At 70.8% G+C, this 25060-nt stretch carries 23 protein-coding genes; 7 read left to right on the top strand and 16 right to left on the bottom strand.

Annotated features, from left to right (window positions below; genetic code table 11):
- Positions 1–209: 209 nt before the first annotated feature.
- The 4 genes from ASG70_RS10555 to ASG70_RS10540 form a co-directional block, all read right to left on the bottom strand.
- Complete coding sequence (locus tag ASG70_RS10555) at positions 210–1292, bottom strand: HNH endonuclease (protein ID WP_082590671.1); 1083 nt, start codon at positions 1290–1292, stop codon at positions 210–212.
- 133 nt (positions 1293–1425) lie between these two features.
- Complete coding sequence (locus ASG70_RS10550) at positions 1426–4368, bottom strand: vitamin B12-dependent ribonucleotide reductase (protein ID WP_056883747.1); 2943 nt, start codon at positions 4366–4368, stop codon at positions 1426–1428.
- A 100-nt stretch (positions 4369–4468) separates the two neighbouring features.
- Positions 4469–4969 carry a transcriptional regulator NrdR gene (gene nrdR / locus ASG70_RS10545; RefSeq protein WP_056883746.1) on the bottom strand — a complete coding sequence of 167 codons (501 nt, stop codon included), beginning with the start codon at positions 4967–4969 and terminating at the stop codon, positions 4469–4471.
- 399 nt (positions 4970–5368) lie between these two features.
- Positions 5369–6094 (bottom strand): ZIP family metal transporter, encoded by a 726-nt coding sequence (locus tag ASG70_RS10540; protein ID WP_056883745.1) that lies wholly within the window; start codon positions 6092–6094, stop codon positions 5369–5371.
- A gap of 138 nt (positions 6095–6232) precedes the next feature.
- Between ASG70_RS10540 and ASG70_RS10535 the strand changes: the two genes are divergently transcribed.
- Positions 6233–6712, top strand: a complete 480-nt coding sequence (locus tag ASG70_RS10535; protein WP_156399927.1) for a hypothetical protein — start codon at positions 6233–6235, stop codon at positions 6710–6712.
- Positions 6713–6930: 218 nt separating this feature from the next.
- Entirely contained in the window at positions 6931–7692 is a 762-nt protein-coding gene (locus tag ASG70_RS10530) for an SDR family NAD(P)-dependent oxidoreductase (protein WP_056883743.1), read from the top strand.
- Here ASG70_RS10530 and ASG70_RS10525 read toward each other — a convergent pair.
- Positions 7677–8111, bottom strand: coding sequence for an SRPBCC family protein (locus tag ASG70_RS10525; RefSeq protein WP_056883742.1), 435 nt, complete (start codon positions 8109–8111; stop codon positions 7677–7679). The two genes, ASG70_RS10530 and ASG70_RS10525, sit on opposite strands and share 16 nt — an antisense overlap.
- 48 nt (positions 8112–8159) lie before the next feature.
- Between ASG70_RS10525 and ASG70_RS10520 the strand changes: the two genes are divergently transcribed.
- The gene (locus tag ASG70_RS10520; protein WP_162253902.1) at positions 8160–9269 is read left to right on the top strand and encodes a winged helix DNA-binding domain-containing protein; all 1110 of its coding nucleotides are present in this window, start codon (positions 8160–8162) and stop codon (positions 9267–9269) included.
- Positions 9270–9490: 221 nt separating this feature from the next.
- Positions 9491–10765, top strand: a complete 1275-nt coding sequence (locus ASG70_RS10515; protein ID WP_056883740.1) for a CHAP domain-containing protein — start codon at positions 9491–9493, stop codon at positions 10763–10765.
- Between the two features lie 39 nt (positions 10766–10804).
- Here ASG70_RS10515 and ASG70_RS10510 read toward each other — a convergent pair whose 3' ends face one another.
- Positions 10805–11203 carry a LysM peptidoglycan-binding domain-containing protein gene (locus tag ASG70_RS10510; protein WP_235531443.1) on the bottom strand — a complete coding sequence of 133 codons (399 nt, stop codon included), beginning with the start codon at positions 11201–11203 and terminating at the stop codon, positions 10805–10807.
- Between the two features lie 260 nt (positions 11204–11463).
- Between ASG70_RS10510 and lexA the strand changes: the two genes are divergently transcribed.
- Positions 11464–12189, top strand: coding sequence for a transcriptional repressor LexA (gene lexA / locus ASG70_RS10505; protein WP_056883738.1), 726 nt, complete (start codon positions 11464–11466; stop codon positions 12187–12189).
- 6 nt (positions 12190–12195) lie between these two features.
- Here lexA and ASG70_RS10500 read toward each other — a convergent pair whose 3' ends face one another.
- Positions 12196–12609: a DUF4259 domain-containing protein gene (locus tag ASG70_RS10500; RefSeq protein ID WP_056883737.1), complete on the bottom strand. Its 414-nt coding sequence runs from the start codon at positions 12607–12609 to the stop codon at positions 12196–12198.
- A 92-nt stretch (positions 12610–12701) separates the two neighbouring features.
- A complete protein-coding gene (locus ASG70_RS10495) occupies positions 12702–13259 on the bottom strand; it encodes a GNAT family N-acetyltransferase (RefSeq protein WP_056883736.1) in 558 nt (185 codons plus the stop codon).
- 18 nt (positions 13260–13277) lie between these two features.
- On the opposite strand from ASG70_RS10495, the gene ASG70_RS10490 reads away from it, so the two are divergent.
- Complete coding sequence (locus tag ASG70_RS10490) at positions 13278–13865, top strand: bifunctional 2-polyprenyl-6-hydroxyphenol methylase/3-demethylubiquinol 3-O-methyltransferase UbiG (RefSeq protein WP_082590667.1); 588 nt, start codon at positions 13278–13280, stop codon at positions 13863–13865.
- On the opposite strand, the gene ASG70_RS10485 is transcribed toward ASG70_RS10490, so the two are convergent.
- Positions 13846–14721 carry an NAD-dependent protein deacetylase gene (locus tag ASG70_RS10485; RefSeq protein ID WP_056884147.1) on the bottom strand — a complete coding sequence of 292 codons (876 nt, stop codon included), beginning with the start codon at positions 14719–14721 and terminating at the stop codon, positions 13846–13848. The two genes, ASG70_RS10490 and ASG70_RS10485, sit on opposite strands and share 20 nt — an antisense overlap.
- 153 nt (positions 14722–14874) lie before the next feature.
- Between ASG70_RS10485 and ASG70_RS10480 the strand changes: the two genes are divergently transcribed.
- Positions 14875–15804, top strand: coding sequence for a LysR family transcriptional regulator (locus ASG70_RS10480; protein WP_056883734.1), 930 nt, complete (start codon positions 14875–14877; stop codon positions 15802–15804).
- A 45-nt stretch (positions 15805–15849) separates the two neighbouring features.
- Here ASG70_RS10480 and ASG70_RS10475 read toward each other — a convergent pair whose 3' ends face one another.
- The 7 genes from ASG70_RS10475 to ASG70_RS10445 form a co-directional block, all read right to left on the bottom strand.
- The gene (locus ASG70_RS10475; protein WP_082590466.1) at positions 15850–18276 is read right to left on the bottom strand and encodes a ComEC/Rec2 family competence protein; all 2427 of its coding nucleotides are present in this window, start codon (positions 18274–18276) and stop codon (positions 15850–15852) included.
- On the bottom strand, positions 18276–19052 hold the full coding sequence (locus ASG70_RS18950; protein WP_082590665.1) for a helix-hairpin-helix domain-containing protein: 777 nt from the start codon (positions 19050–19052) through the stop codon (positions 18276–18278). Before ASG70_RS18950 ends, ASG70_RS10475 begins: the two co-directional genes overlap by 1 nt.
- A gap of 488 nt (positions 19053–19540) precedes the next feature.
- The gene (gene plsY / locus ASG70_RS10465; RefSeq protein ID WP_235531442.1) at positions 19541–20173 is read right to left on the bottom strand and encodes a glycerol-3-phosphate 1-O-acyltransferase PlsY; all 633 of its coding nucleotides are present in this window, start codon (positions 20171–20173) and stop codon (positions 19541–19543) included.
- Between the two features lie 10 nt (positions 20174–20183).
- Positions 20184–21035: a DegV family protein gene (locus ASG70_RS10460; RefSeq protein WP_056883733.1), complete on the bottom strand. Its 852-nt coding sequence runs from the start codon at positions 21033–21035 to the stop codon at positions 20184–20186.
- A gap of 72 nt (positions 21036–21107) precedes the next feature.
- Complete coding sequence (leuS, locus tag ASG70_RS10455) at positions 21108–24005, bottom strand: leucine--tRNA ligase (protein ID WP_056883732.1); 2898 nt, start codon at positions 24003–24005, stop codon at positions 21108–21110.
- A gap of 254 nt (positions 24006–24259) precedes the next feature.
- Positions 24260–24736, bottom strand: coding sequence for a DUF4396 domain-containing protein (locus tag ASG70_RS10450; protein WP_235531441.1), 477 nt, complete (start codon positions 24734–24736; stop codon positions 24260–24262).
- 71 nt (positions 24737–24807) lie between these two features.
- The gene (locus ASG70_RS10445; RefSeq protein ID WP_056883730.1) at positions 24808–25041 is read right to left on the bottom strand and encodes a hypothetical protein; all 234 of its coding nucleotides are present in this window, start codon (positions 25039–25041) and stop codon (positions 24808–24810) included.
- Positions 25042–25060 lie beyond the last annotated feature (19 nt).

Below are 25060 nucleotides of genomic sequence, written 5' to 3'. Positions count from 1 at the left end.
CGCCGGACTCTCGCCGCCGGGAGCCCGTGAGGGCCGAGAGTGGGGCCAGACGGCTTCACCCGCGCCTAACCTCGCGAACGCGCGGGATCCTCTGTCAACGAGAGCGAGTCCTCGGAAGCGTTGTCCTGCCCGAAGGCATGCGACCCAATCGACTGAGGTGCCCATCTCCTGCCTTTGGTCCCCGTAGCACAAGGGCGCTTCTGCGCGTTTCATCTGTGACTGACCGGTTCCATCAACCACGGCGTTTCAGCCCACCTGAGGTCCACTACGGAGTATCCGCTCCGCGACTCCCAAAGTGGTGTGCCCTGGGGCGCGGATAGATAGAGGCCGCGGGCGGCGCCAACCGTGCGTTCCCGCTGAACCGGCCAACCGATTTCAGCGCCGATCCGTGCTAGCTGTGCGATGTCGCGGTCAAGCGCCCGAGTGACGTGCCTATGAACGGGGAGGGCGCTCGACTTAGAGGAGTTGCACGGTCGGCAAGCCGGCACGAGGTTTGCTAAGCCATCGAGCCCCACCCGCGACCATGGCAGTAGGTGGTCAATCGGGCTGGCACCGTCCAGCTTGGCACCACAGTAGAAGCAGCTAGCGCCGAACTCATCGAAGTAGGCCGCGCGCACTCTTGCGAGTCCCACGCGTTCTTGACCGAAGAGGTGGGAAGCGACGTCGATGCGCTCGTTCCGCAGGCTCGCGTTCAGTCGGACGACGTCCTCAACCCACAGAAGCTCAAGCGTCGGGCGCAGGAGACCCGACAGTCTGGCGAGGTTCGTTGCAACCCCTGGATAGAGCGTGACGACTGCGCCGTGCCGGTCGATCTTGCTCTGGTTGACGCCTTCCCCCATCCAGGAGTCGTCATAGAGAAACGTCTGGCCCGGCTCCCGCCCAGGTAAGTGTTGAAGGCGGGCGAGTGGCTGGCGGACCAGGGTCAACACAACGTTGGTTACGGCTCTGCGGTAGTCATTGGGCACGCGTTCTCGGGCAACATCGAGGGACGTGGTCCTCGCCTGGTAAGCGGACTCACGAAGCCGGCTGACTGCAGCAAGGATGCGGACCCGAGGCTGGGAAGACTGCTTGAGCTCTCCGATTCCGGCCAACGGGAGGACCTGTCGCCAGTAGAGGGCGATAACGCGTTCGCCCAACTCCTCAAGAGGCACGCTGAGCGGCACGTCCTCAGCTGGCAAGTTCTCGACGCAATAGTCGACAAGCGACATGAGCAGCGCGAACTTATACGTTGCCGTCCGCCGGCCAGTCTCGAGAATCGCCACGATGCGCTGCCCCAACTCCAGCGCGTCCATGGACACAGTGAATCAGACTCGCGGTGGTCGCTGGCCCCAATCGGCAGCCGGTTGGGTCCGCTTGTCATGAGAGCAGCGACGGTGGGCCCGGAGCGAGATTCGCTCCGGGCCCACCGTCGTCCCACTGGCTAGATCAGCTGCAGCCGCTGGTGCTGCCGCAGCCCTCGCAGACGTAGCAGGAGCCGGCGGGGCGCATTTTGGTCCCGCAGGTCATGCACATCGGGGCGTCAGCGGAGATGCCCTGGAACTTCTCCATCAGCTCCGCGGACGAGTGCACGTCGACCGAGATCTCCCGAGCCGAAGCGGCACCGGCGCCGGACTTCACCTCGGCCGCGGCCGATGGGGCAGCCTCAGCCTTGGTCGAAGCCGTGGAGGCGGCCGGCTTGGAGACCGGGGCGGACTGGCTGAAGTTCTCCAGCTCGTCCTCGAGCTCCTCGTCGGACTCGTTGTCCGCCTCGATCGCGGCGTAGGAGCCGGTTTCGAGCTGGCGGGCGCGCTCCTCGGCGGTGTGGATGCCCATGAACGAACGGGTGTCGAAGTCCATGTGGTCCAGCGCCAGGCGACGGAACACGTAGTCCATGATCGACTGCGCCATCCGCACGTCGGGGTCGTCCGTGAGACCAGCAGGCTCGAACCGCAGGTTGGTGAACTTCTCCACGAAGGTCTCCAGCGGCACTCCGTACTGCAGGCCGATGCTGACCGCGATCGAGAAGGCGTCCATCACGCCGGCCAGGGTCGAGCCCTGCTTGCCGAACTTGAGGAAGATCTCGCCCAGGTCGCCCGACTCGTAGGTGCCGGCGGTGAGGTAGCCCTCGGCGCCACCCACGGCGAACGACGTGGTCTGCGAGGTACGACGCTTCGGCAGGCGCTTGCGCACCGGGCGGTACTCGATGACCTTCTCGACCTTGGCCTCGGCCGCAGCCGTCGCCTTGTCAGCAGCAGCGTCCTTCGCGGTGGAACCACCGTCGGACAGCGGCTGGCCGACCTTGCAGTTGTCGCGGTAGACCGCGATCGCCTTGAGGCCGAGCTTCCAGCCCTGCATGTGGACGTCCTCGATCTCCTCGACCGTGGCCGTCTCGGGCAGGTTGACCGTCTTGGAGATCGCGCCGGACAGGAACGGCTGGACCGCGGCCATCATGCGCACGTGGCCCATCGCCGAGATCGAGCGCGCACCCATCGCGGTGTCGAACACCTCGTAGTGCTCCGGCTTGAGGCCGGGGGCGTCGATGACGTGGCCCTTGTCGGCGATGTACTCGACGATCGCCTCGATGGTCTCGCCGGTGTAGCCGAGCTTCTTCAGCGCACGCGGGATGGTGAGGTTGACGATCTGCATCGACCCGCCACCGACGAGCTTCTTGAACTTCACCAGGGAGAAGTCGGGCTCGATGCCGGTGGTGTCGCAGTCCATCATGAAGCCGATGGTGCCGGTCGGCGCGAGCACCGAGGCCTGCGCGTTGCGGTAGCCGTTCTTCTCGCCGAGCTTGACGACGTCGTCCCAGGCCTTGGTGGCCGCACGGTGGATCGAGGTGTCCATCGAGTCGAGCGGACGGATCGCGTCGTTGGCGCTCTGGTGCTTGCGCATGACGCGCTTGTGGGCGTCGGCGTTGCGGGCGTAGCCGGCGTAGGCACCGACGACCCCGGCCATCTCGGCCGAGCGCTTGTAGGCGGCACCCGTGAGCAGCGAGGTGATCGCCGCGGCGAGCGAGCGCCCACCCTCGGAGTCGTAGCCGTGGCCGGTCGCCATGAGCAGCGCGCCGAGGTTGGCGTAGCCGATGCCGAGCTGGCGGTAGTCGCGCGTGGTGTCGCCGATGGCCTCGGTCGGGAAGTCGGCGAAGCAGATGGAGATGTCCATCGCGGTGATGACGAGCTCGGCGACCTTCTGGAACGTGACCGCGTCGAACGTGTCGTCGTCCTTGAGGAACTTGAGCAGGTTGAGCGAGGCCAGGTTGCACGAGGAGTTGTCGAGCGACATGTACTCCGAGCACGGGTTGGACGCGGTGATGCGGCCACTCTCGGGGTTGGTGTGCCAGTCGTTGATCACGTCGTCGTACTGGATGCCCGGGTCGGCGCACTCCCACGCGGCCTCCGCGAGCTTGCGGAACAGCTCACGCGCGTCGACCTTCTCGATGACCTCACCGGTGGTGCGCGAGCGCAGCCCGAAGTCGGTGCCGGCCTCGACGGCCTTCATGAACTCGTCCGAGACACGGACCGAGTTGTTCGCGTTCTGGTACTGGACGGAGGTGATGTCCTTGCCGCCGAGGTCCATGTCGAACCCTGCGTCACGCAGCGCGCGGATCTTGTCCTCCTCGCGCGCCTTGGTCTCGACGAACTCCATGATGTCGGGGTGGTCGACGTCGAGCACGACCATCTTGGCCGCACGACGGGTCGCGCCACCGGACTTGATCGTCCCCGCGGACGCGTCGGCGCCACGCATGAAGGAGACCGGGCCGCTGGCGGTGCCACCGGAGGACAGCAGCTCCTTGGAGGAGCGGATGCGGGAGAGGTTGAGGCCGGCGCCGGAGCCGCCCTGGAAGATCTTCCCCTCCTCCTTGTACCAGTTGAGGATCGAGTCCATCGAGTCGTCGACGGCGAGGATGAAGCAGGCGCTGACCTGCTGCGGGCTCTTGGTGCCGACGTTGAACCAGACCGGGGAGTTGAAGCTGAACACCTGGTGCAGCAGGGCGTAGGTCAGCTCGTGCTCGAAGATCTCGGCGTCCTCGGCCGTGGCGAAGTAGCCGTGGTCCTTGCCGGCCTTGACGTAGGTCAGCACGACGCGGTCGATGAGCTGCTTGAGGCCCTGCTCGCGCGCCTCGGTGCCGACGGCGCCGCGGAAGTACTTGGTGGTGACGATGGTGGAGGCGTTGACCGACCAGAAGTCGGGGAACTCGACACCGCGCTGCTCGAAGATCGTCTCGCCGGTCTTCCAGTTCTGCTGGACGACGTCGCGCTTCTCCCAGGTCACCTCGTCATAGGGGTGCACACCAGGAGTGGTGTAGATGCGCTCGACGGTGACGCCGGATGCGCCCTTGCCGGCGTTCTTGCGGGCACCTGCACGTGCGCCTGCGGTTTCAGTCATGTCTGGTGGCCTCCCTAGCCCCTGGTGATGCTCTGGTGTCAATTCTGGGTGGTGGCACTGACAGTGCCGGGATGGTGCGGTGGTGCCGTACGGCGCGGGCTCAGCCCGGCGGCATACCGGCGGTGCTGCGTGAGTCCGGCTCGGTGCCGGTGGCCTCGCGCTCGGCGCGCAGCAGGGTGATCGCGGACTCGAAGTCCTCGAGCGACTCGAACGCCTGGTAGACGCTCGCGAACCGCAGGTAGGCGACCTCGTCGAGCTCGCGCAGCGGCCCGAGGATCGCCAGGCCCACCTCGTGGGCCTCGACCTCGGCCTGCCCCTGCTGGCGGATGCACTCCTCGACGCGCTGGGCGAGGAGGGCGAGGTCGTCCTCGGTGACCGGGCGGCCCTGGCAGGCCTTGCGGACGCCGGCGAGGACCTTGCCCCGGCTGAACGGCTCGCTCGCGCCGGAGCGCTTGGTGACCGTGAGGCTGGCCGTCTCGATCGTGGTGAAACGGCGGCCGCACTCCGGGCACTGGCGACGCCGGCGGATGGAGCTGCCGTCGTCGGTCGTGCGCGAGTCCATGACCCTGGAGTCGGTGTGCCGGCAGAACGGACAGTGCATGGCGGCGCTCCTTCCGAGGGGGCGTTGCCCCGCCGTCCAGGGATGAAGCTGGGGACGAGACTGTGGACCTGCTGGGGACAACGTGTGGAGAACCAGCCTCGCCCTGTGCACTACATGTGGACGAACTACAGCGGTGTAACCACTAGATGTAGGGATAGTCTGCCTCGCTGTGACCCAGGACGCAAGCGAGTCCCGGAAACTCCTCCAAACTCCGTAGTGGAGTGTGCATCGCCGCAGGTCAGCGCCTTGCGAAGCACCTCGCCGACACGCCCGAAGTGGTACAGGTGTGGCTGGAGTGACTCGAGAGCCGACCATATCTGGTGCGGGACGACCTCCGCGCACCCACATCTTGTGGACAGCGGGGGCGCGCGGCGCGGGTGTGCGGGAGCGGGCGGGAGCTCAGGCCATGGAGAGCAGGAACGCCGCGCTGAACCCGACGACGGTGAGCAGTCCGACGAGCCGCCCGGCGTGCTCCACGGCCTCGGGGACCATCGTGTCGGCCAGCATCGTGAGGATGGCTCCGGCGGCGAACGCCTGGATCGTCGCCACCACGGACGGGTCCGCTCCGTCGAGCAGGACCCGACCCAGTGCCGCAGCCACGGTCGCCGCGGCAGTGACACCCAGCCACAAGCCCATGATCGAGCGCGCGCTGTGCCCGGCGGACCGCATACCCGCCGAGGAGGACAGGCCCTCGGGGATGTTGGAGAGGAACACGGCGGCGACCACGGCCACCCCCACGCCTCCCCCGCCGATGGTGGAGACGCCGATCGCGGCACTCTCCGGTATGCCGTCGAGCAGCGCGCCGAGCGCGAGCGCGGTCCCGGCCGCGCCGGCCTGGGGACCGTTGGGGCTCTTGCGCCGGTGGCCGCCACGGTTGTCGATCCACCAGTCGCCGAGGAAGAACACGATCGACCCGCCGAGCAGGCCGAGCACGGTCGACACTCCCCCGGCCTTGTCGTAGGCCTCGCCGGCCAGCTCGAACGTCAGGGCGCTGACCAGCACCCCGGACCCGACGGCCATGACCCAGCCGATGACGCGCTTGGACGTCGGCAGCCAGATCCCGGCTGCCGCGCCGACCAGCAGAGCCACTCCTCCGACGAATCCCCAGAACCCTGCTTCCAGCACTCGCCCACCGTAACCGCCGGGTCGGACAAGGGCAGGTCGGGGGCTGGACGTACAGGACTAGGCCGTCTGCGTGACCCGGCCCCGGCGCGCCGGCGGGACGATCGAGGACGCAGGGAACCCGGAACAGAGGAGGTTCTCATGAGCGGAGCAGCAAGGATCGACCGTCGACAGCTCGTGCGCACGGCGGCAGGGGTGGCGGCAGGTGGAGTCCTGGTCGCGGGGACGGGGGTCGCGTCAGCCTCAGCGACCGACGCGAGCAGCGGCGTCCTGGGCGCCTGGTGGATCGAGCACACCAACGACCCACCGGCCGACCCGGAGCCCGGCATCACCGTCGTCAGCATCGGCGCCGGCGGCATCATCGTCAGCAACGACATCCGTCCCGCCGGCTCGGTCAGCAACGGTGTGTGGGCCATGGACGGCGACCGGTTCAAGGCGACGTTCTGGGGCAGCACCGACGTCGGCCCGAACATGGATACCGGCAGCGCACGCATCCGGGTGCGTGGGCGCCTGCGCAGCGGCAAGCTCGTCGGCACCTTCGCGGTCACGGGGTACGACGCGACCGGCGCCCAGCTGTTCAGCGCCACGGGCACGTTCACCGGCACGCGCATCGAGCCCTGACCCCACGGGCACCGACCCCAAGAGCCCTGACCACCGCGCGCCCTGACCACCACGCAGGACCGGTCCCGCTGATGCGGGCCGGTCCTGCGCCGTACCGCACCGGGCCCTTGGGCCCTACCCGGCGGTGGGCGGCCGCCCGAGAGTGGGAGCACGACCGCGGGACCTTCCCGGGGAACCCCTCAGGGCCACCACGAAGGCACACACAAAGGCAGGAAGAGATGAACAGCTACGGACTCGGCGGCAGGGTCGCCGTCATCACCGGCGGGGCCTCCGGCATCGGCCGCGCCTGCGCCCACATCCTCGCGCGCTCCGGCGCGGACGTCTCGATCTGGGACCTCGACCAGGCCGCGATCGACGTGGTGCTCAAGGAGCTCGAGGCGTTCGAGTGCCGGACGCACGGCGCCGTGGTCGACGTCAGCGACTCCGCGGCGGTCGACGCGGCGATGGACGCTGCGGTCGAGCACCTTGGCCACGTCGACATCGCGGTCTGCAACGCCGGCATCGGCGGCGACGCCCTCACCAGCGGCGACTACACCGACGAGGCCTGGCACAAGGTCATCGGCATCAACCTCGACGGCGTCTTCTACACCCAGCGCGCGGCGATCCGCGCCATGAAGGCCAGCGGTCGCGGGGGCTCGATCATCAACATGGCCTCGATCCTCGGCACTGTCGGTTTCGCGACCGCGAGCGCCTACACCGCCGCCAAGCACGGCGTCGTCGGCATGACGCAGGCCGCCGCCTGGGAGCACGCCGCCGACAAGATCCGCGTCAACGCGGTGGGCCCGGGCTTCATCCGCACTCCCCTGCTGGACGCCCACCTGGACCAGCCGACGCTGGACTTCCTCGCGACCCAGCACGCGCTGCAGCGCATCGGTGAGCCCGAGGAGGTCGCCGAGCTCGTCGCCTGGCTGGCCAGCGACGGCGCATCGTTCGCGACCGGCACCTACTACCCGATCGACGGCGGCTACCTCGCCCGCTGAGCCTCCTCGCTGCGGGTCTTCAGTCCCGCCGCCTCCATCGCGAGGTAGCGGTCGGTCGTCGCGCGGTACACCCGCCCGAACAGCTCCCCCAGCCATCCGTGCGGCTCGATGCTCAGGGTCACCCGGCTGCCGCCGCCGGGCAGCGGCTCCACGACGTGGCGGGCCTTGGTGAGGATCGCCGGCCCGCGCATCACCCACGTGAACGACGCGCCCGGCTCCAGCTCGGTGACCACCCAGTCGGAGGTGGGTATGCGGGGCTGGCTCAGCTTCGCGCTCGAGCCCGGGCGCAGCGGCCCCTCGTCGAGCCGGCGCGCCCACCGCACCGAGGCGGTCCACTCCGGCCAGCGCTCGACGTCGGTCATCACCTCCCACACCCGGGCCGGTGGGGCGGCGATGTCGACGGTGGCGTGCTGCTCCATCACGACATTGTCCTCCTGCTGTCGGTGCAGTTCGAGAGGATGCGGGGCATGGATTCCGTGCGCGTCCTCGCCCAGCGCCTGGCCACCCAGCGCCTCAGCTCGGCGCCGCTGCCCCGCGCCGCCGACGCCGTCCGCCTGCTCACCTGCGTCCAGAGCCAGGAGCGCGACCACGCCTTCTTCTCCCTCGGCCTGCGCACCCGGCGGAGCACATATGCCGCCGTGCGTCGCGAGCACGACAGCGGCGCCTTCCTGCGCACCCACATCCTGCGGCCCACGTGGCACTTCGTGGCGCCCGAGGACCTGCGCTGGGTGCTGGCGCTCACCTCGCCTCGCGTGCTGTCCGGGATGGCGGGTCGACACCGCCAGCTCGGGCTCGACGACACCCACCGGCTCGACTCGGGACTGTCGCTGCTGGCCGAGCTGCTCGCCGGACGAAACCACCTGACCCGGGCCGAGATCGGCGAGGCGTTCGTCGGGCGTGGGTCGAGCATCGAGCCCGGCCAGCAGCTCGGGCACCTGCTCATCGTCGCCGAGCTCCAGGGGCTGGTCTGCTCCGGACCGCAGAAGGGCGTCCACCACTCCTACGCCCTGGTCGACGAGGTCGTCCCGCCCACCCGTGCGCGCGACTTGGACGAGGCGCTGGTCGAGCTGGTGCGCCGCTTCTTCACCAGCCACGGGCCCGCGACCATCAAGGACTTCACCCGGTGGTCGTCGCTGACCGTCGCCGGCACCAAGGAGGCCCTGGCCCAGCTCGGCGGCGAGCTCGCCTGCGAGGACGTCGACGGCACCCCGCACTGGTTCGACCCCTCGGTGGTGCCACGGCGCAGCCCTGCCGCGCCCGCGGCCTACCTCTTTCCCGTCTACGACGAGGCGGTCCTCACCTACCCCACGGTGAACTTCCCCACGGCGCCCGACCATCCCTTCGCCAAGCACCCTGATCCGTTCTGGGCCCGGGTCGTCCTCGACCAGCAGAACGTCGGGCTGTGGAAGCGCACCGTCCGCGGGGGCGAGGTGGAGGTGGACGTGCGGCTCGCGCTCAGCGTCGACGACCGGGGCCGCGAAGCAGTACGCCTGGCGGCGCAGCGGCTGGCCGGCTTCCTCGAGCTGGAGCTGCGCTACCTCGAGGACCACCACACCCCGCACATCTGGCGGGGGTAGCGCGACCGCCTGGCCCGAGCCCCGGCGGACCCGTGGCGAGCTGTCTGCTTTTAACAGGTCATGACCTCGCCCTGACCGGTTGATGAATTACACGGTTGGACTTATCCGGATCTGCATGACAAAGCGGACACCGGACGTCCAACCTGTTCCAGGTTGCGCGTCCCCCGGGGACCGCAGCCTGCGCCCTCGGCGCCGTTCCTGCCCCCCACCCCCAGGAAGTCATGCGTTCACGCCTCCACCGCGCCGCCGGCCACGCCGTACTCCGCCTGCTCGCCCTGACGCTCGTGGCGACCGCCCTGGTCGCCGTCGCCCCCCGGACGGCCCAGGCCGCCGGGCTGGTGAGCGAGTGCAAGGCCTACTCGACCGGCTGCATCTCGTTCAGCGGGTACGCCGGGAAGTCCGTGTGGGGCTACCCCGTGAACTCCTCCGGCAACAACTGCGTCAACTACGTGGCCTACCGGCTGGCGCGCAACGGGGTGAAGCAGCAGAGCGGGATGGGCAACGGCGGTCAGTGGGCCACCAGCGCCAAGTCGCGCGGCTACGTCGTCGACAGGACGCCGCGCACCGGCTCCATCGCGCAGTGGAACTACGGCAGCGCCTACGCCCCGAGCGCCGGGCACGTCGGCTACGTCGAGGAGGTGACGTCGTCCTACATCGCCATCTCCGACAGCTCATGGGGTGGCGGCTACTCCTCGCGCTGGCGCGTCTACAAGGGTGACCGCAACTGGCCCAGCAACTTCATCCACTTCAAGGACCAGGCCTACCAGCCTCCGAGGTCTGGCTCGTTCCTGCGCGTGCGCGAGACCAACGAGGTCTACCGCCTCGTCGGCTCTGCGCCGATCTACACCTCGACGTGGACCGGTCTCGGGGGCACCCAGCCGACCCACCTCATCTCCTCCGCGACTCTGGCGTCGATGCCGGCGCGGCTGGCGGAGGGCACCTTCCTCCGCGGCGCCCAGCGCAACGAGGTCTACCGCGTCATCGGTGGAGCGCCGGTCTACGTCTACACGTGGGCGGCGTTCGGGGGGACGCAGGCAACCACCAAGGTCGACCAGTACGCCATCGACAAGGCGGGGATGGGCGGCCACTGGAACCACCTGCGGTCACGACCCACCGAGGGCACCCTCATCCGGGGCGGCCAGCGCGGTGAGGTCTACAAGGTCGCCGGTGGGGCGCCGGTCATCGTCACCGACTGGGACAACGTGGGCGGCAAGCGGACCTCGATGACGGTCGACCAGTACGCGATCGACAAGGCCGGGAGCGCCACCCGCTACAACCACCTGTCGTTCCGGCCGGTGGACGGGTCCTACGTGCGCGGGTACACGACCAAGAAGGTCTACCTGATGAAGGGCGGCATCGCCCACTACGTCTACTCCTGGGACCAGGTCGGCGGGACCGTGCAGCCCACGACGCTCGTGGACCAGGTGGCCGTCGACAAGGCCGGCACGTCGAGCCCGCTCTACTGGACCCACATCAAGGACAAGCAGGTTCTCTGAGGGCCCTGGCCGGCTCACCCCCGGTGAGCCCGTGCCGCGTCAGCCGACGGCGGGGATGAGCAGCGTCTGGCCGGCGTGGACGTCCGAGCCCGCCAGGTCGTTGGCGACCTGGATGCGGGCGACGGCGTCGGCCAGCGGCAGCTGCGGCAGCTGCGTGGCCGCGACCTCGGAGAGCGTCTGGCCCGACTGCACGGTCGTGGCGTGGTCGACGACCGTCGCCGACGCCCCGCCGGACAGCAGGGTGGTCGCGAGCACCACCGCGGCCACGAGGACCGTCAGGGTGATGGCGAGGCGACCTGCGCGGGTGAGGTGCACCGGCGCCGCGGGGCGGATGACGACGTCCTCGCCCGTGGGCACGGAGACGAGCTGCGGACGGGTCGGTCGCGTCGGCATCCGCAAAGGTGCGGGGGCGACGTCCCAAGCGACTGCTGCACTCATCTGGTCCTCCGTGGTGGTCAGGGTCTGGCGGTCGTTCGAACGGGTGTGCGAACTTCCTCTGGACTGATTTCTAGCACGCGTGTTCGAATGCGGCAAGACACGCGTCGAACACATGTTTGGCACAGGCGTTCGAACGCCATACGCTGTGTTCATGCCTCAAGCACATCAGAGGCCACTGACAACGCACCCGTACCACCGTCGCCGGACCACCCCTGGAGGACCGGCTCACGGCACCTGACCTGCGGAAACGAGGAACCGGCATGAGCGAGGACAACGTCAAGGAGCTCCCCGACCGCGACCACGGCGACGGGCTCACCGTCCGCCAGCGCCGGGTCCTCGAGGTCATCCGCAACTCGGTGGACCGGCGCGGCTACCCGCCGAGCCTGCGCGAGATCGGCGAGGCCGTCGGGCTCACCTCCCCGAGCTCGGTGGCCCACCAGCTCTCGACCCTCGAGCGCAAGGGGTTCCTGCGCCGCGACCCCAACCGCCCGCGCGCCATCGAGGTCGTCTCCCCCGACTCCCCCGCCGACATGCGCGGCTACCGCGGCGGCGCGAGCGTCGACGACGAGACGGCCGTCTACGACGAGACCGGGATCGGCGACCAGCGACCGGAGGCCTCCTACGTCCCCGTGCTCGGACGCATCGCTGCCGGCGTGCCGATCCTCGCCGAGGAGACCGTCGAGGACGTCTTCCCGCTCCCCCGCCAGATCGTCGGCGAAGGCCAGCTGTTCCTGCTCCAGGTCGTCGGCGAGTCGATGATCGACGCGGCGATCTGCGACGGCGACTGGGTCGTCGTGCGGCAGCAACCGACAGCCGACAACGGCGACATCGTGGCTGCCATGCTCGACAACGAGGCGACCGTCAAGACGTTCAAGCGCAAGGACGGCAAGGTCTGGCTCATGCCGCACAACGCGGCGTTCGAGCCCATCGACGGCGACCACGCCACCATCCTGGGCAAGGTCACCGCGGTCCTGCGCCGCGTCTGAGCAGCGTCAGTCGCCCAGCGTCTCGAGGTACCTGCTCAGGCGCTGGGTGATGTCGTCGGTGGCGCGGGCCTCGTCCCACAGCTCCCACCACTCGTTGTCGTCGGGCCGCAGCGCCCGGTGCAGCGCCGCGGTGGCGAGGTCCTCGAGGCGCTCGTCGACCTCAAGCGGCTCCTCCTCCACCCAACGCGGCACGTAGCGCTCGGCGACGACGCTCTCCGGGTCGTCGCAGGCGGCTACGACGACCGCGGCCGCGATGGCCTCGGCCATCTCCGGCGCCTCGATGTAGCCGTCCGACCGCACCACGCGCCCCATGGCTCGCTCCACCTGGGCGCGGCGCTCGTCGGGTCCGGCCTCCTCGAGGGTGTCGAGGAAGTCGAGCGCGTCGTCGTTCTCGAACGGCCCTGTTCCGGCAGCTCCCATACCGGCCTCCCTGTGTGCTCGGTTGCTACGAGCGTGCCAAGGCCCGCCGCGACACGCCAGTGGTCGTTCGGCCGAGGCGAGGTGGACCTTCGTCAGCCCTCGCCGCTGGTCCCCGACACGGTGTGCGCGGCGCCCTCGTCAGGCAGCAGGCGCTGGTACCAGGCGGTGTCCACGTAGCGGCCGAACTTGTGCCCCACCTCGCGCAGCACCCCCACCTGCTCGAACCCGAACCGGCGGTGCAGCGCGATGCTCGCGTCGTTGGGCAGCGCGATGACCGCGACCTGGGTGTGCACGCCGGGGTGCGCGTCGAGCCGGCCGAGCAGCGCGCAGTACAGCTGCGACGCGACGCCCAGGCCACGCGCGCCCTCCGCGAGGTAGACCGACACCTCCTTGGTCCCGTCGTACGCGGGGCGAGGGCGGAACGGCCCGGAGAAGGCGTAGCCGAGCACCTCGTCGTCACGCGTCGCGACGAGGACGAGATCGCACTCCCCCGCGCCAGCGACCTTCTCCCCCAGGTATGCCGCGCCCCGCGGTTCGGTGTCGAACGTCGCCACCGTGGTGCGCGCCTGCTCGTCGTAGATCGCGGCCATCGCCGGCACGTCGGTGTCGAGGGCGTCGCGGACGGTGATCGCGGTGGCGGCCGGGCTCATATCGGCGATGCTAGGGGGATGACGGACCGGCAGCGGATGTGGGACGAGCGGTATGCAGCCAGCGACCGGGTGTGGAGCGCCGGCCCCAACGCGGAGGTCGAGCGGATCGTCTCCCCCTGGCCGCCGGGTCGAGCCCTGGACCTCGGGGCCGGTGAGGGGCGGCACGCCATCTGGCTGGCATCGCTGGGCTGGCGGGTGACGGCGGTCGACTTCTCCGCGGTGGGGCTCGGCAAGGGCGAGTCCGAGGCGACCCGACGCGGGCTCGCCGTCGACTGGGCGGTCGCGGACGCGCGTTCGTGGCAACCGTCGCCGGGCGTTCTCTACGACCTGGTGCTGGTCGCCTACCTCCACCTGCCCGAGGACGTCCTCGGTCGGTGCCGGCGCTGGCTCGCGCCGGGCGGCGCCCTCGTCGTCGTCGGTCATGCCTTGCGGAACCTCACCGACGGCGTCGGTGGTCCTCAGGACCCGGCGCTCCTCCACACCCTCGACGAACTTCGTGCCGCGTCCGAGGACCTGCACGTCGAGCGCTGCGAGGAGCTCGTGCGGCACACGGAGGGCGGTGACGCGATCGACGCCGTCCTCGTCGCTAGGCGGCCAGCAGCCTGACCAGCTCGGTGAGCGTCGGACCGAGCGGGGCGTCGAGCTGCAGGGTCGCCTCGCCGTCGCCGCGGGTCGCCCCCCGGGTGATGATGACGACCGGGATGCCCCGGGCGGCTGCCCGCCGCACGAACCGGTAGCCGCTCATGACCTTGAGGCTCGACCCCAGGACGAGCAGCACCTCGGCCTCCTCGGTGAGGCGAAAACAGTGTTCCACCAACGGTTTCGGCACTGACTCGCCGAAGAACACCACGTCGGGCTTGAGGGTGTCCTGCCCGCAGACGAGGCAGCGCGGCACCACGAAGTCGGCGACGTCGAGCTCGTTGAGGGCGATGTCGCCGTCGGGCCGGATCTCGTTGCTGGTCACCTCGAAGGTGGGGTTGGTGAGCCGCATCCGCTCGTCGAGGTCCCACCGGCTCGAGCGGTCGCCACACGTCAGGCAGACCACGCGGGCGAGCGCGCCGTGCAGCTCGGTGACGTCGGAGGCACCGGCGGACTGGTGGAGCCCGTCGACGTTCTGGGTGATGACCGGACCCAGCGCGCCGGCTCGCTGCAGGGCGGCGACGGCCTCGTGTCCGGTGTTGGGCCGGGCCAGGTTGAAGCGCTGCCAGCCGACGTAGCTTCGGGCCCAGTAGCGCTGCCGGGCCTGGGAGGAGCGGACGAACTCGGCGTACTGCATCGGAGTCACCCGGCGCTTGCCGTCGGGGCCGCGGTAGTCGGGGATGCCGGACTCGGTGGAGATGCCGGCGCCCGTGAGCGTCAGGACACGACGGCGTTCGATGAGGTCGGCGACGGCACCGAGGACGGCCGGGCTGGTGGTGCCGTCGAGCGCGTACCCGGGCTGCGGAGGGTGCGCCTGCGTCACGTCGGTCACCAGCACAGGTTACGTGGGGCTCACGCAGGTGGCCCGGCGAGCCGCCCACCGGCGACCGAGCCCGGGGCGTCTCGTTCGCAGCGGATCCATCACGGCTGCGGCAAGATCTAGGTGCAGCGATAACCGGCCGTTATGCTTGGCCTCATGATCGACGCTGCTGGTCTCCGCGTGATGAAGGCGATCTCCGACGAGGGGAGCTTCACCGGCGCCGCCCTGGCCCTGGGCTACTCCCAGCCCGCCATCTCACAGATGGTGCGTCGCCTCGAGCAGCGGACCGGCACCGTCCTCGTCGAGCGCGTCGGCCGCAACGTCCGGCTCACCGAGGCCGGTCAGGTCCTCGCGCGCCACGCCGTGGCCGTCCTCTCCGCCCTCGACGCAGCCGAGGAGGAGGTCGCCGCCATCGCGGGCCTGCGCGCCGGACGGGTGCGGCTGATGGCGTTCCCGTCGAGCTCGGCCACCCTCGTCCCCCGCGCCCTGGCCCTGGTCAAGCAGCGTTTCCCCGACGTGCAGGTCACCTTCACCGAAGCCGAGCCCCCGGAGTCCCTCGCCGCACTCAAGGCCGGCGAGTGCGACCTCGCAGTCGCGTTCGCCTACGAGGGCACCGACGTGGGTCGTGGCGAGGAGGACATGGACCTCTTCGTGACGCACAAGCTGCTCGACGACGAGGTGCGGCTCGCGCTCCCGCGTTCGCACCCGCTGGCCGACCGCGACAGCCTCGAGCTCTCCGCCCTGGCGCAGGAGAACTGGATCGCCGGCTGTCCCCGCTGTCGTGGCCACCTCCTGCAGATGTGCGCCAACGAGGGCTTCTCGCCGCACGTGGGGTTCGAGACCGAGGACTACGTGGCAGTGCTGGGCCTGGTCGCCGAGGGCCTGGGCGTGGCGCTGATCCCCGACCTGATCCTGCGCACTGCCCACCACCACGACGTCGTGACACTCCCCATGACGCCCGCCTCCCGGCGCACGATCAGCGTCGTCACCACCGCCGACCTCCAGCGGGTGCCCGCAGTCCAGGCCACCATCGAGGCGCTCTGCGAAGCGGCCAAGGCCACGCCCCGGGTCCTCGCCAGCAACTGACCGACCGGACACCGCCAACCCTCCTTCACAGGCGCTGATCGCCGTTCACCGTCGTCGCCAGGTCACCCCCACGTCCTGGTCCTGCGACACGACGGCCACGTCGCCACGCTGGTCGGTGCGGAACACGGCATACCCGTTGCGGCGCAACACCTCCAGCGCCTTCGGTGACGGGTGGCCGTAGTCGTTGTCCTTGCCGACGCTGATGACGGCGACGGGCGCAGCAACCTCGGCAAGCAGGTCCTCGTCGAGGTTGCCCGAGCCGTGGTGAGCCACCTTCACGACGTCGAACCGTCCCGCCTCGGCCTCCATCGCGGGATCGCGCCGCAGCTCCAGCAGCACCGCGTGGGCCGCCTCGTGCTCCACGTCGCCGAGCAGCAGCAGGTCGACCGGGCCCGACCGCACCGCCAGCACGACGCTGGCGTTGTTGGGTACCGACCCGCTAGAGATGCGCCGCTGCGGCCACCAGACGTCGGCCGTCACACCGGTCCAGGCGAGGTGGTCGCCGGCGGACACCGCACGGACGGGTATGCCGCGAGCCCCTGCCCACCGCTGCACCTCCTCCCACTGGTAGTCGGGTTCGTGGACGGGGGTGGTGAGCACCTCACGCACCTCGCGTCCGGCGATGGCGCCCGGCAGGCCGTCGACGTGGTCGGCGTGCAGGTGGGTGAGCACCACCGAGTCCAGCACCGCGATGTGGAGGCGGCGAAGGCAGGCGTTGATCGCTGCCGGGTCAGGCCCTGCGTCGACCAGCACGGCGTGGCGGGGCTGCGTCGCGAGGACGAGGCCGTCGCCCTGGCCCACGTCGCAGGCCACGAAGCGCCAACCGGGTGCGGGCCACGTCGCGGACGAGGTGGGCGCGGCGGCCGCCACGACGAGCACGCAGGCGGCCAAGGAGGCGACGGGGCGCACCCGCACCCGGTGCACCCACCACCGTCCGGACACGATGACGAACACCGTCACACCGGTGAGCAGGAAGGCACCAGGCGCACCATCCGGCCACGGCAGCGTCCCACCGGGCAGGGTGGCACAGGACCGGGCCACCCAGGCGATCCCCAGGGCTGGCAACGCGCCGACCCAGCACAGAGCGGTCGCGCCCCCCGGCCACACCGGAGCCACCACGGCCGCGGCGACACCTGACACCGTGGCCGGAGCCACCATGGGGGCTGCCAGCAGGTTGGCCAGCACGCCCACCACCGAGACGCTCCCCTGCAGGAGCACGACCACCGGCGCGCACATCGCCTGTGCTGCAACGGGAATCGCGAACGCCGGGCCCCACGAACGGATCCGCGCCGGCAGGCGTCGTCCGATCGCCTCGCCCCAGCTTCGCGTGAAGAGCAGCAGCCCGAGGGTGGCGAGTGTCGAGAGGGCGAAACCGAACGAGCGGCTCAGCCACGGGTCGACGACCAGCAGCACGACGACAGCCGCCGACAGCACCGGGATCCCCGCCGCCCGCCGCGACCGGCTCAGACCGATGAGCCCGATGGCTCCCATCGTCGCCGCCCTGATGACGCTCGGTTCGGGTCGGGCCAGCACCACGAACCCGGCGAGGACGACCACAGCCACGACCGGTCGCCACCGGCGACGTACGCCGAGCAGACCAGCACCCCCGAGCGCGAACGCCAGGATGATGGCGACGTTGCTCCCGGACACCGCAGCCAGGTGGGTCATCCCCGTCGCCAGCATGGCCTCGGTGAGCTCAGGTGGCGTACGGCTCGTGTCACCGATCACCAGGGCCGGCAACAGTCCTCGCGCGTCCGCAGGCAGTGGTGACGCGGCGGATCGCAACCCGGCGCGCAGGTGCTCGGCCCCTCGGGCGACCCACCCGGGCCGCGCGGTCGTGGCGGGGCTGCCTGACGGGTGCACGACCGCGACGACGTCGTCGCCGGGTTCGGCCACGACGAGCTTGCCGTGCAGCTCGAGGCCCGACCGCCAGGCCACCGAGCGCCAACGCTCGTCCCCGACGACCAGGACGGGCGTCGACACGCGGGCCGTGGCGCCCCGTGCGGTGACCTGGTGCACCTCCATCCTGAAGCGCACGGTGACCCCGTCGCGACCGGCCTGGGTCAGCACCACCGGGTCGCTCGCGACGACGCCCCGCACCACGACCGCTGCATGGCGGTGCGCGAGGTCCTCCAGCGGCCCTGCCCTCCGCACGGCCTGGTGCCCAGCCGTGGCCAGCAGCGCCAGCGCGACCGTGCCCGCCGACAGGGCAACGACCACACCCGGGTGCTGCGATCCGGGACGACTGCGGCGGTGCACGCGAAGCCCGACCAGGAGTGCGCTGACGGACACCAGCATCGAGACGCCGGCGAGCCCCACGAGGAGCACCGGACGCAGCCCTAAGGTCAGGGCCGACACCGACCAGGCGACCAGGGCGGGCAGGAGCAGACGCAGGTCGAGGACCGGGGCGGGCAGGCCGTCGGGTGCCACCGTGCCGGATGTCGCAGAGGTGAGCGCGGCGTCGGGTGGCATCAGACGCTCACCTTCGGTTGCAGCTCGGCGAAGATCTTCTCCCCGATCCCGCTCACCTCACCCAGCTCGTCGACCGAGGCGAAGCGTCCGTGCTCGGTGCGCCAGTCGACGATGCGCTGGGCCAGCACCGGACCCACTCCGGGCAGCTCCTCGAGCTGGGCGGCAGTGGCCGAGTTGAGGTCGAGCCTGCCGCCCACGCCACCGGCTGCAGCAGGACCGCCGCCAGAGCCGCCTCCTCCGGCGGAGCCTGCTCCCGGCCCACCCGCGCCCGGTGCAGAAGCCACCACCTCGCCCGGCTTGGGTATACGGACCTGCTCGCCGTCAGCGAGCACCCGAGCGAGGTTGACGGACGCCAGGTCTGCACCCTTGAGTGCCCCACCCGCCTTCGCCACCGCATCGGCCACCCGCGCTCCGACGGCCAGCCGGAACACCCCCGGCTTCTTGACCTGACCCACCACGTGCACCGTGACGCCGCCAGCTGCGGACCCCGTGGACCCGGTGGACCCTGCAGGCGGCCCGCCACCTCCCGACGCCGTCGCCGAGGACGCGAACGCCGTGCTGCCACCCGCGGAGTGGCTGACCAGGGCGGATCCCGGCTGGGCAGGAGCCACCACCTGCGGTGCACTGGCTGCCCGTGCCCAGGCGACGCGGACGCCGAACCCGGCAGCCGCCACCGCCACGACGACCACGAGGCCGAGCACGGCGGCCCTCGGTGCGCTGAGGCGGGCGCCGACGAGCGACGACGGCAGGGTGAGCAGTCGTGGCCCGGGCGGCATCGGCCGGCGGTGGCGGCCCGAACGCGTGTCACGTGGTCGCTCGGTCGTGGCGGTGGGTCGACCGCGGCCGGGCGACGGGTGGGGGCCCGAGCTCGGGCCCTCCCCCACCGGGTCGACCGCCTCGATCCATGACCGAGCCGGCTGCCACGGGACCACCTCCGCGCCCGGCTCGGGGACGAGCCGTGGCGACCCCGGTTCGGGGACGGAACGTGGCGAGGGCAAGGGCGAGGGCTGCGTGCGCGACGAGTCCGCGGCGCCCGCCCCCGGCTGGGCCACCTGTGGCGTCGGGGGTGCAGTCGCCGAGCCGTCGAGCAGGCGGCGGACGCGGGGTGAGGGCTCGGGCGGACGACGACGCAACGGCATACCGGCACGCTAGGAAAGGTCTCGTCGGCGAACGACGACGCCGCCCGGCGTTGTGGACGACGAACGCACGCAGCGCCGGCTGTGGACGGCCCCGGCCCCGCGTCGACTTACCGAGCGCGAACCGATCAGGCGGCCGAGGAGCTCCCTCGCCGGGCGGAGACCCACAGCTCGATGTTGCGCCGGTGGCGGTAGATCACGAGCAGGGCCACCACGACGCACCACGCCCCGGTGTCGCGGGACCCGAAGGGCACCCACCGCGCCCACGAGAGCAGCCCCAGCAGGAACAGCAGCATGCACGCCGACACCGACGCCCCAGCCACCCACCGCAGCCGCCAGACGAGCAGCACGAAGACGACCACCATGACCAGGCCGAACCACGGCTCGACCGCCAGGATCGCCCCGAGCGAGGTGGCCACGCCCTTGCCGCCCTGGCCCTTGAGGAACGGCGACCAGATATGTCCCAGCACCACCGCGAGCCCGACGCACAGGGCGGTGACGGTGCCGAAGAGGTGCTGCGCGAGGACCACGGGCAGCAGGCCCTTGAGGACGTCGAGGACACCGACGACGACTCCCCAGCGAGGGCCGAGGACCCGGCCGGCGTTGGTCGCGCCCGGGTTGCCGGAGCCGGTGTGGCGCAGGTCCTTGCCGAGGATCCGGGCGAGGATCGTGGCGGGGTTGACCGCCCCGACGACGAACGCGACCGCCGATGCCACGGGCACCTCGGCCAGCTCCCAGAACGACGCGTGACCGACGCTCACCACGCCCGCCTCAGGCCGTCCGTGGCGACACGGCGACCGCCAGCGTCCCGGGCCCGACGTGGGCGCCGACGACGGCACCGAGCTCCACGACCGTCACCTCGTGCGCCGTCGGGACGCGGTCGCGCAGCCGCGCTGCGAGGTCCTCGGCGCGGGTGGCCGAGTCGAGGTGGTGCACGGCGATGTCGACACCGTGCTCCGCGGCCTCCGCAGCACCGACCGCGATCTCCTCGAGCCGGGCCAGCGCGCGCGAGGAGGTGCGCACCTTCTCCAGCGGACGGATGTGCCCGTCGGCGAGCTCGAGGATCGGCTTGATCGCCAGCGCCGAGCCGAGGAACGCGGATGCCGACCCGATCCGGCCACCGCGCCTCAGGTGCTCCAGGGTGTCGACGTAGAACACCACCTTCGATGCCACCGAGCGCGAGAGCACTACTCCCGCAACGTCTTCCGCGGACGCGCCACTGGCCGCGGCCTCGGCGCCAGATACCACGCCGTACCCCATCGCCATGCCGAGCGACCTCGAGTCGACCACGGTCACAGGGACCGGCGACTGCTGTGCTGCGAGGTGGGCCGACTCGACGGTGGAGGACATGTCGGCCGAGATGTGGACCGAGACGATGGCCTCCGCCCCGGCGGCGGCCGCCCGCTCGTAGGCCTCCAGGAACGCTTGCGGCGACGGCCGTGACGTCGACACCGGCCGGAAGGAGCGCAGCGCCACCGCGACCTCGGCGGTCGTGACGTCGACGCCCTCACTGAACTCGGTGCCGCCGATCACGACGTGCAGCGGCACGACCTCGATGCCGTGCTCGGCCACGACGGACTGCGGCAGGTACGCCGTGGAGTCGGTGACGATCGCGACGTTCACGAGCGCAGGCTACCGGTCGCCGGCGCCGCGGAGCGGCACCACTCCGCGGCCACCCGACCGAGCCGCCCAGACCTACAGCGGCACCACGTTGACCAGCTTGGGCGCCCGGACGATGACGGTCCGGATGCCACCTTCGGTGGCTGCCTGGATCTTGGGCAGCGCCAGGACCTGCTCGCGCAGCGCGTCCTCGCTGATGTCGGCCGGCACCTCGAGCCGGTCGCGCACCTTGCCCTTGACCTGCACGACACAGGTGACGGTGTCCTCGACGAGCAGCGCCGGGTCGGCGACGGGGAACGGTGCGTAGGTCACCGTCTCCTCGTGGCCGAGCCGCGACCACAGCTCCTCCGCGATGTGCGGGGCCAGCGGCGCGACCATGACGACCAGCTTCTCGGCGGCCTCACGGGGCACGGCGTCGAGCTTGGTCAGCGCGTTGTTGAGCTCGATGAGCCGGGCGATGGCGGTGTTGAACCCCAGCGTCGGGAAGTCGCGTGACACCGCGTCGATCGTCCGGTGCAGCGCCCGGGCCGTCGCGTCGTCCAGGGGTGCGTCGACGACCCGCACCTCACCGGTCTCCTCGTCGACCACGTTGCGCCACAACCGCTGCAGGAACCGCTGGGCTCCGACGACGGCACGCGTCTCCCAGGGCTTGCTCAGCTCGAGCGGGCCCATCGACATCTCGTAGACGCGCAGGGTGTCGGCGCCGTACTGCTCGCACATCTCGTCGGGGCTGACGACGTTCTTCAGCGACTTACCGATCTTGCCGAACTCGCGCGTGACCGGCTGGCCCTGCCAGGTGTACGACGACTCGCCACCGGAGTGGTCCGGTACCTCGACGACCTCGGACGCCTCGACCGGCTGGCCGCGGTGGTCGCGGTAGGCGGGCGCCTGGATGTAGCCCTGCGAGAAGTACTTCCGGAACGGCTCCTCGCTGCTGACGTGGCCCAGGTCGTGCAGCACCTTGTGCCAGAAGCGGGCGTAGAGCAGGTGCAGCACGGCGTGCTCGACGCCGCCGATGTAGAGGTCGACGCCGCCGGGGTCCTTGGCCCCCTCGGGTGCACCGGCCACGGGCGCGGCCTGCGGGCCCATCCAGTAGGCCTCGTTGGCCGGGTCGACGAACGCGTCGTGGTTGGCCGGGTCGAGGTAGCGCAGGTAGTACCAGCAGGACCCCGCCCAGTTGGGCATGGTGTTGGTCTCGCGGCGGTACTTGCGCACGCCGCGCCCGTCACCCAGGTCGAGCTCGACGTCCACCCACTCCTGCACCCGGCCCAGCGGCGGCTCGGGCTGCGAGGACGAGTCGTCGGGGTCAAAGGTCTTGGGAGAGTAGTCAGGGACGTCCGGCAGCTCGACCGGCAGCATCGAGTCCGGGACCGCGTGGGCGACCCCGTCCTCGTCGAAGACGATCGGGAAGGGCTCACCCCAGTAGCGCTGCCGGCTGAACAGCCAGTCGCGCAGCTTGTAGCTCACGGTGCCCTCGCCGAGCCCCTTGGCCGACAGCCAGTCGATGATCGTCGCCTTGGCCTCGGCGACCGCCATCCCGTCCAGCGACACCTCGTCGTTGGAGGAGTTGATCGCCGCGCCCTCGCCGGTGAACGCCTGGTCCTCCGGGTGCCCCTCGGACGGCTGCACGGTGCGCACCACCGGCAGCTCGTACTTCGCGGCGAAGTCCCAGTCGCGCTCGTCCTGCGCCGGCACGGCCATGATCGCGCCGGTGCCGTAGCCCATGAGCACGTAGTCGGCGACGAACACCGGCACCTGCTGGCCGTTGACCGGGTTGGTGGCGAACGCGCCGGTGAACACACCGGTCTTGTCCTTGCCCTCGGTCTGCCGCTCGATCTCGCTCTTGCGCGAGGCTGCGAGCCGGTATGCCGCGACGGCCGCCTGCGGCGACGGCTCCCCCGCCGTCCACGCCGCGTTGGTGCCCTCGGGCCAGCCGCCCGCCGGGGCCAGTGACTCGACGAGCGGGTGCTCCGGCGCCAGGACCATGAAGGTCGCGCCGAACAGGGTGTCGGGACGCGTGGTGAAGACCTCGATGGAGGCGTCGTGACCGACCACGGGGAACGCGACGCGCGCTCCCTGGCTACGCCCGATCCAGTTACGCTGCATGGCCTTGACCTTGTCCGGCCAGTCCACGCGATCGAGGTCGTCGGCCAGCCGGTCGGCATACGCGGTGATGCGCATCATCCACTGGCGCAGGTTGGTCTTGAAGACCGGGTAGTTGCCGCGCTCGGACCGCCCGTCGTTGGTGACCTCCTCGTTGGACAGCACCGTGCCCAGGCCGGGGGCCCAGTTGACCGGCGCCTCCGAGGTGTAGGCCAGGCGGAAGTCGTCGAGGACCGCGGACCGCTCGAGCGGGCTCAGCGACACCCAGTCGGCACCACCGGGCACCGGACGGGCCCCGGAGGCGAACTCCTGCACCAGCTCGTCGATGGGGCGCGCACGGCCGACGCCGCCGTCCGGACGGACGGCGTCCGCGTCGTACCAGGAGTTGAAGATCTGCAGGAAGATCCACTGCGTCCAGGTGTAGTAGTCGGGGTCGATCGTGGCGATCGTGCGACGGTCGTCGTGCCCCAGCCCCAGCCGGCGCAGCTGGCGCTTCATCACGACCATGTTGGCCTCGGTGGTCTTGCGGGGGTGCTGCCCGGTCTGCACGGCGTACTGCTCCGCAGGCAGGCCGAAGGCGTCGTAGCCCAGACAGTGCAGGACGTTCTTGCCCGTCATGCGGTGGTAGCGCGCGAACACGTCGGTCGCGATGTAGCCCAGGGGGTGCCCGACGTGCAGGCCCGCCCCGCTGGGGTAGGGGAACATGTCGAGCACGAGCAGCTTCTCGCGGTCGCCGACCTTCTCCGGCTCAGCCCACGGGCCGGCGGGGTTGGGCGCGTGGAAGGTGCCCTCCTCCTGCCAGCGGTCCTGCCAGGCCAGCTCGATCTGCTGGGCCATCTGGGCGGTGTAGCGGTGCGGCGTCTCGCTCATGGTGTCCTCGGGTCGTCGTGCGTCGTGGCGGACGGTGGCTGCTCTCGCCGGGCCGGTCCACCGGCCGGGCCTGCTCATGACAAAGCCCCTCGCGCGGGAGGGGCTGGCCGCGGCGGCCTCGGTGGTCCGGGGGCCGACGCGGCTAGGGAAGGAGGAGCTGCCGTGCCATGGCCCCTACGGTAGCGCAGCGCCCCCGCTCCGGGGCGGTGGCCCACTCCGGGGCAGGGGCTGACGACCCGGCACCGGGTTGCAGGTCAGTGGTGGTGGGCGTGCACCACGGCGTGGCCCCTGCCGCGGGACATCAGCCAGCGGTTCACGGGCACGGTCACCACGAAGGCCAGGGCCAGGGACACGACCAGCGACACCCAGAACAGCGTCGTCGCGAGGCCGGCGTCGAGGGCGCCGGGCACGACGAGCATGAACCCGTTGTCGACGACCTCCATCACGACGATGGACACGGTGTCGGCGGCGAGCGCCACCCCGAACGCGGCCCGCAGGTCGAGCCCCGACCGCAGGACCGACCGCATGGTCAGGCTGTAGCCGAAGACGAAGGCGAGCGCCACGGACAGCACCACGGTCGCCAGGTTGTGCAGACCGAACGCCGTCCCGACGACCATGCCGAGGACCTCACCGATGGCACAGCCGGTGAGGCAGTGGAGGGTCGCGGCCATGGCCTGCTGCCAGGAGACGCCGGTGAGTCCGTTGGGGTGCGCGTGCGTTGAGTCGCTCATGGCGTGTCCAACCATACCCCCTGGGGGTGTATTCCAACCCTCGTGAAACAGCCCGCCGGACAGGCACGGGGTCAGTCCGGCGGCTCCTCGGCCTCCGGCTCGTCGGTGCGTTCGCGGGGCTGCGCGCCCGACTCCTCGTCGGCTGCCTCCTCCGCGGCGGCAGGTTCGTCCGACGCGGCAGGCTCCTCCCCGGGAAGCGCGTCGCCCACCTCCGGAGACCGGTAGCCGGGCGGCGGGGGCGGGTCGGGCGTCACCGGCGGGAAGGTGGTCCCGTCGGGGCGCAGATGGGAGTCGTGCATGATCATGGTCAACCTCCTTGCGACC

Origin of the sequence: Phycicoccus sp. Soil748, from assembly GCF_001428025.1 — a bacterium.
Lineage (GTDB): Bacteria > Actinomycetota > Actinomycetes > Actinomycetales > Dermatophilaceae > Pedococcus.
This window is presented reverse-complemented; position numbering and strand designations above follow the sequence as displayed.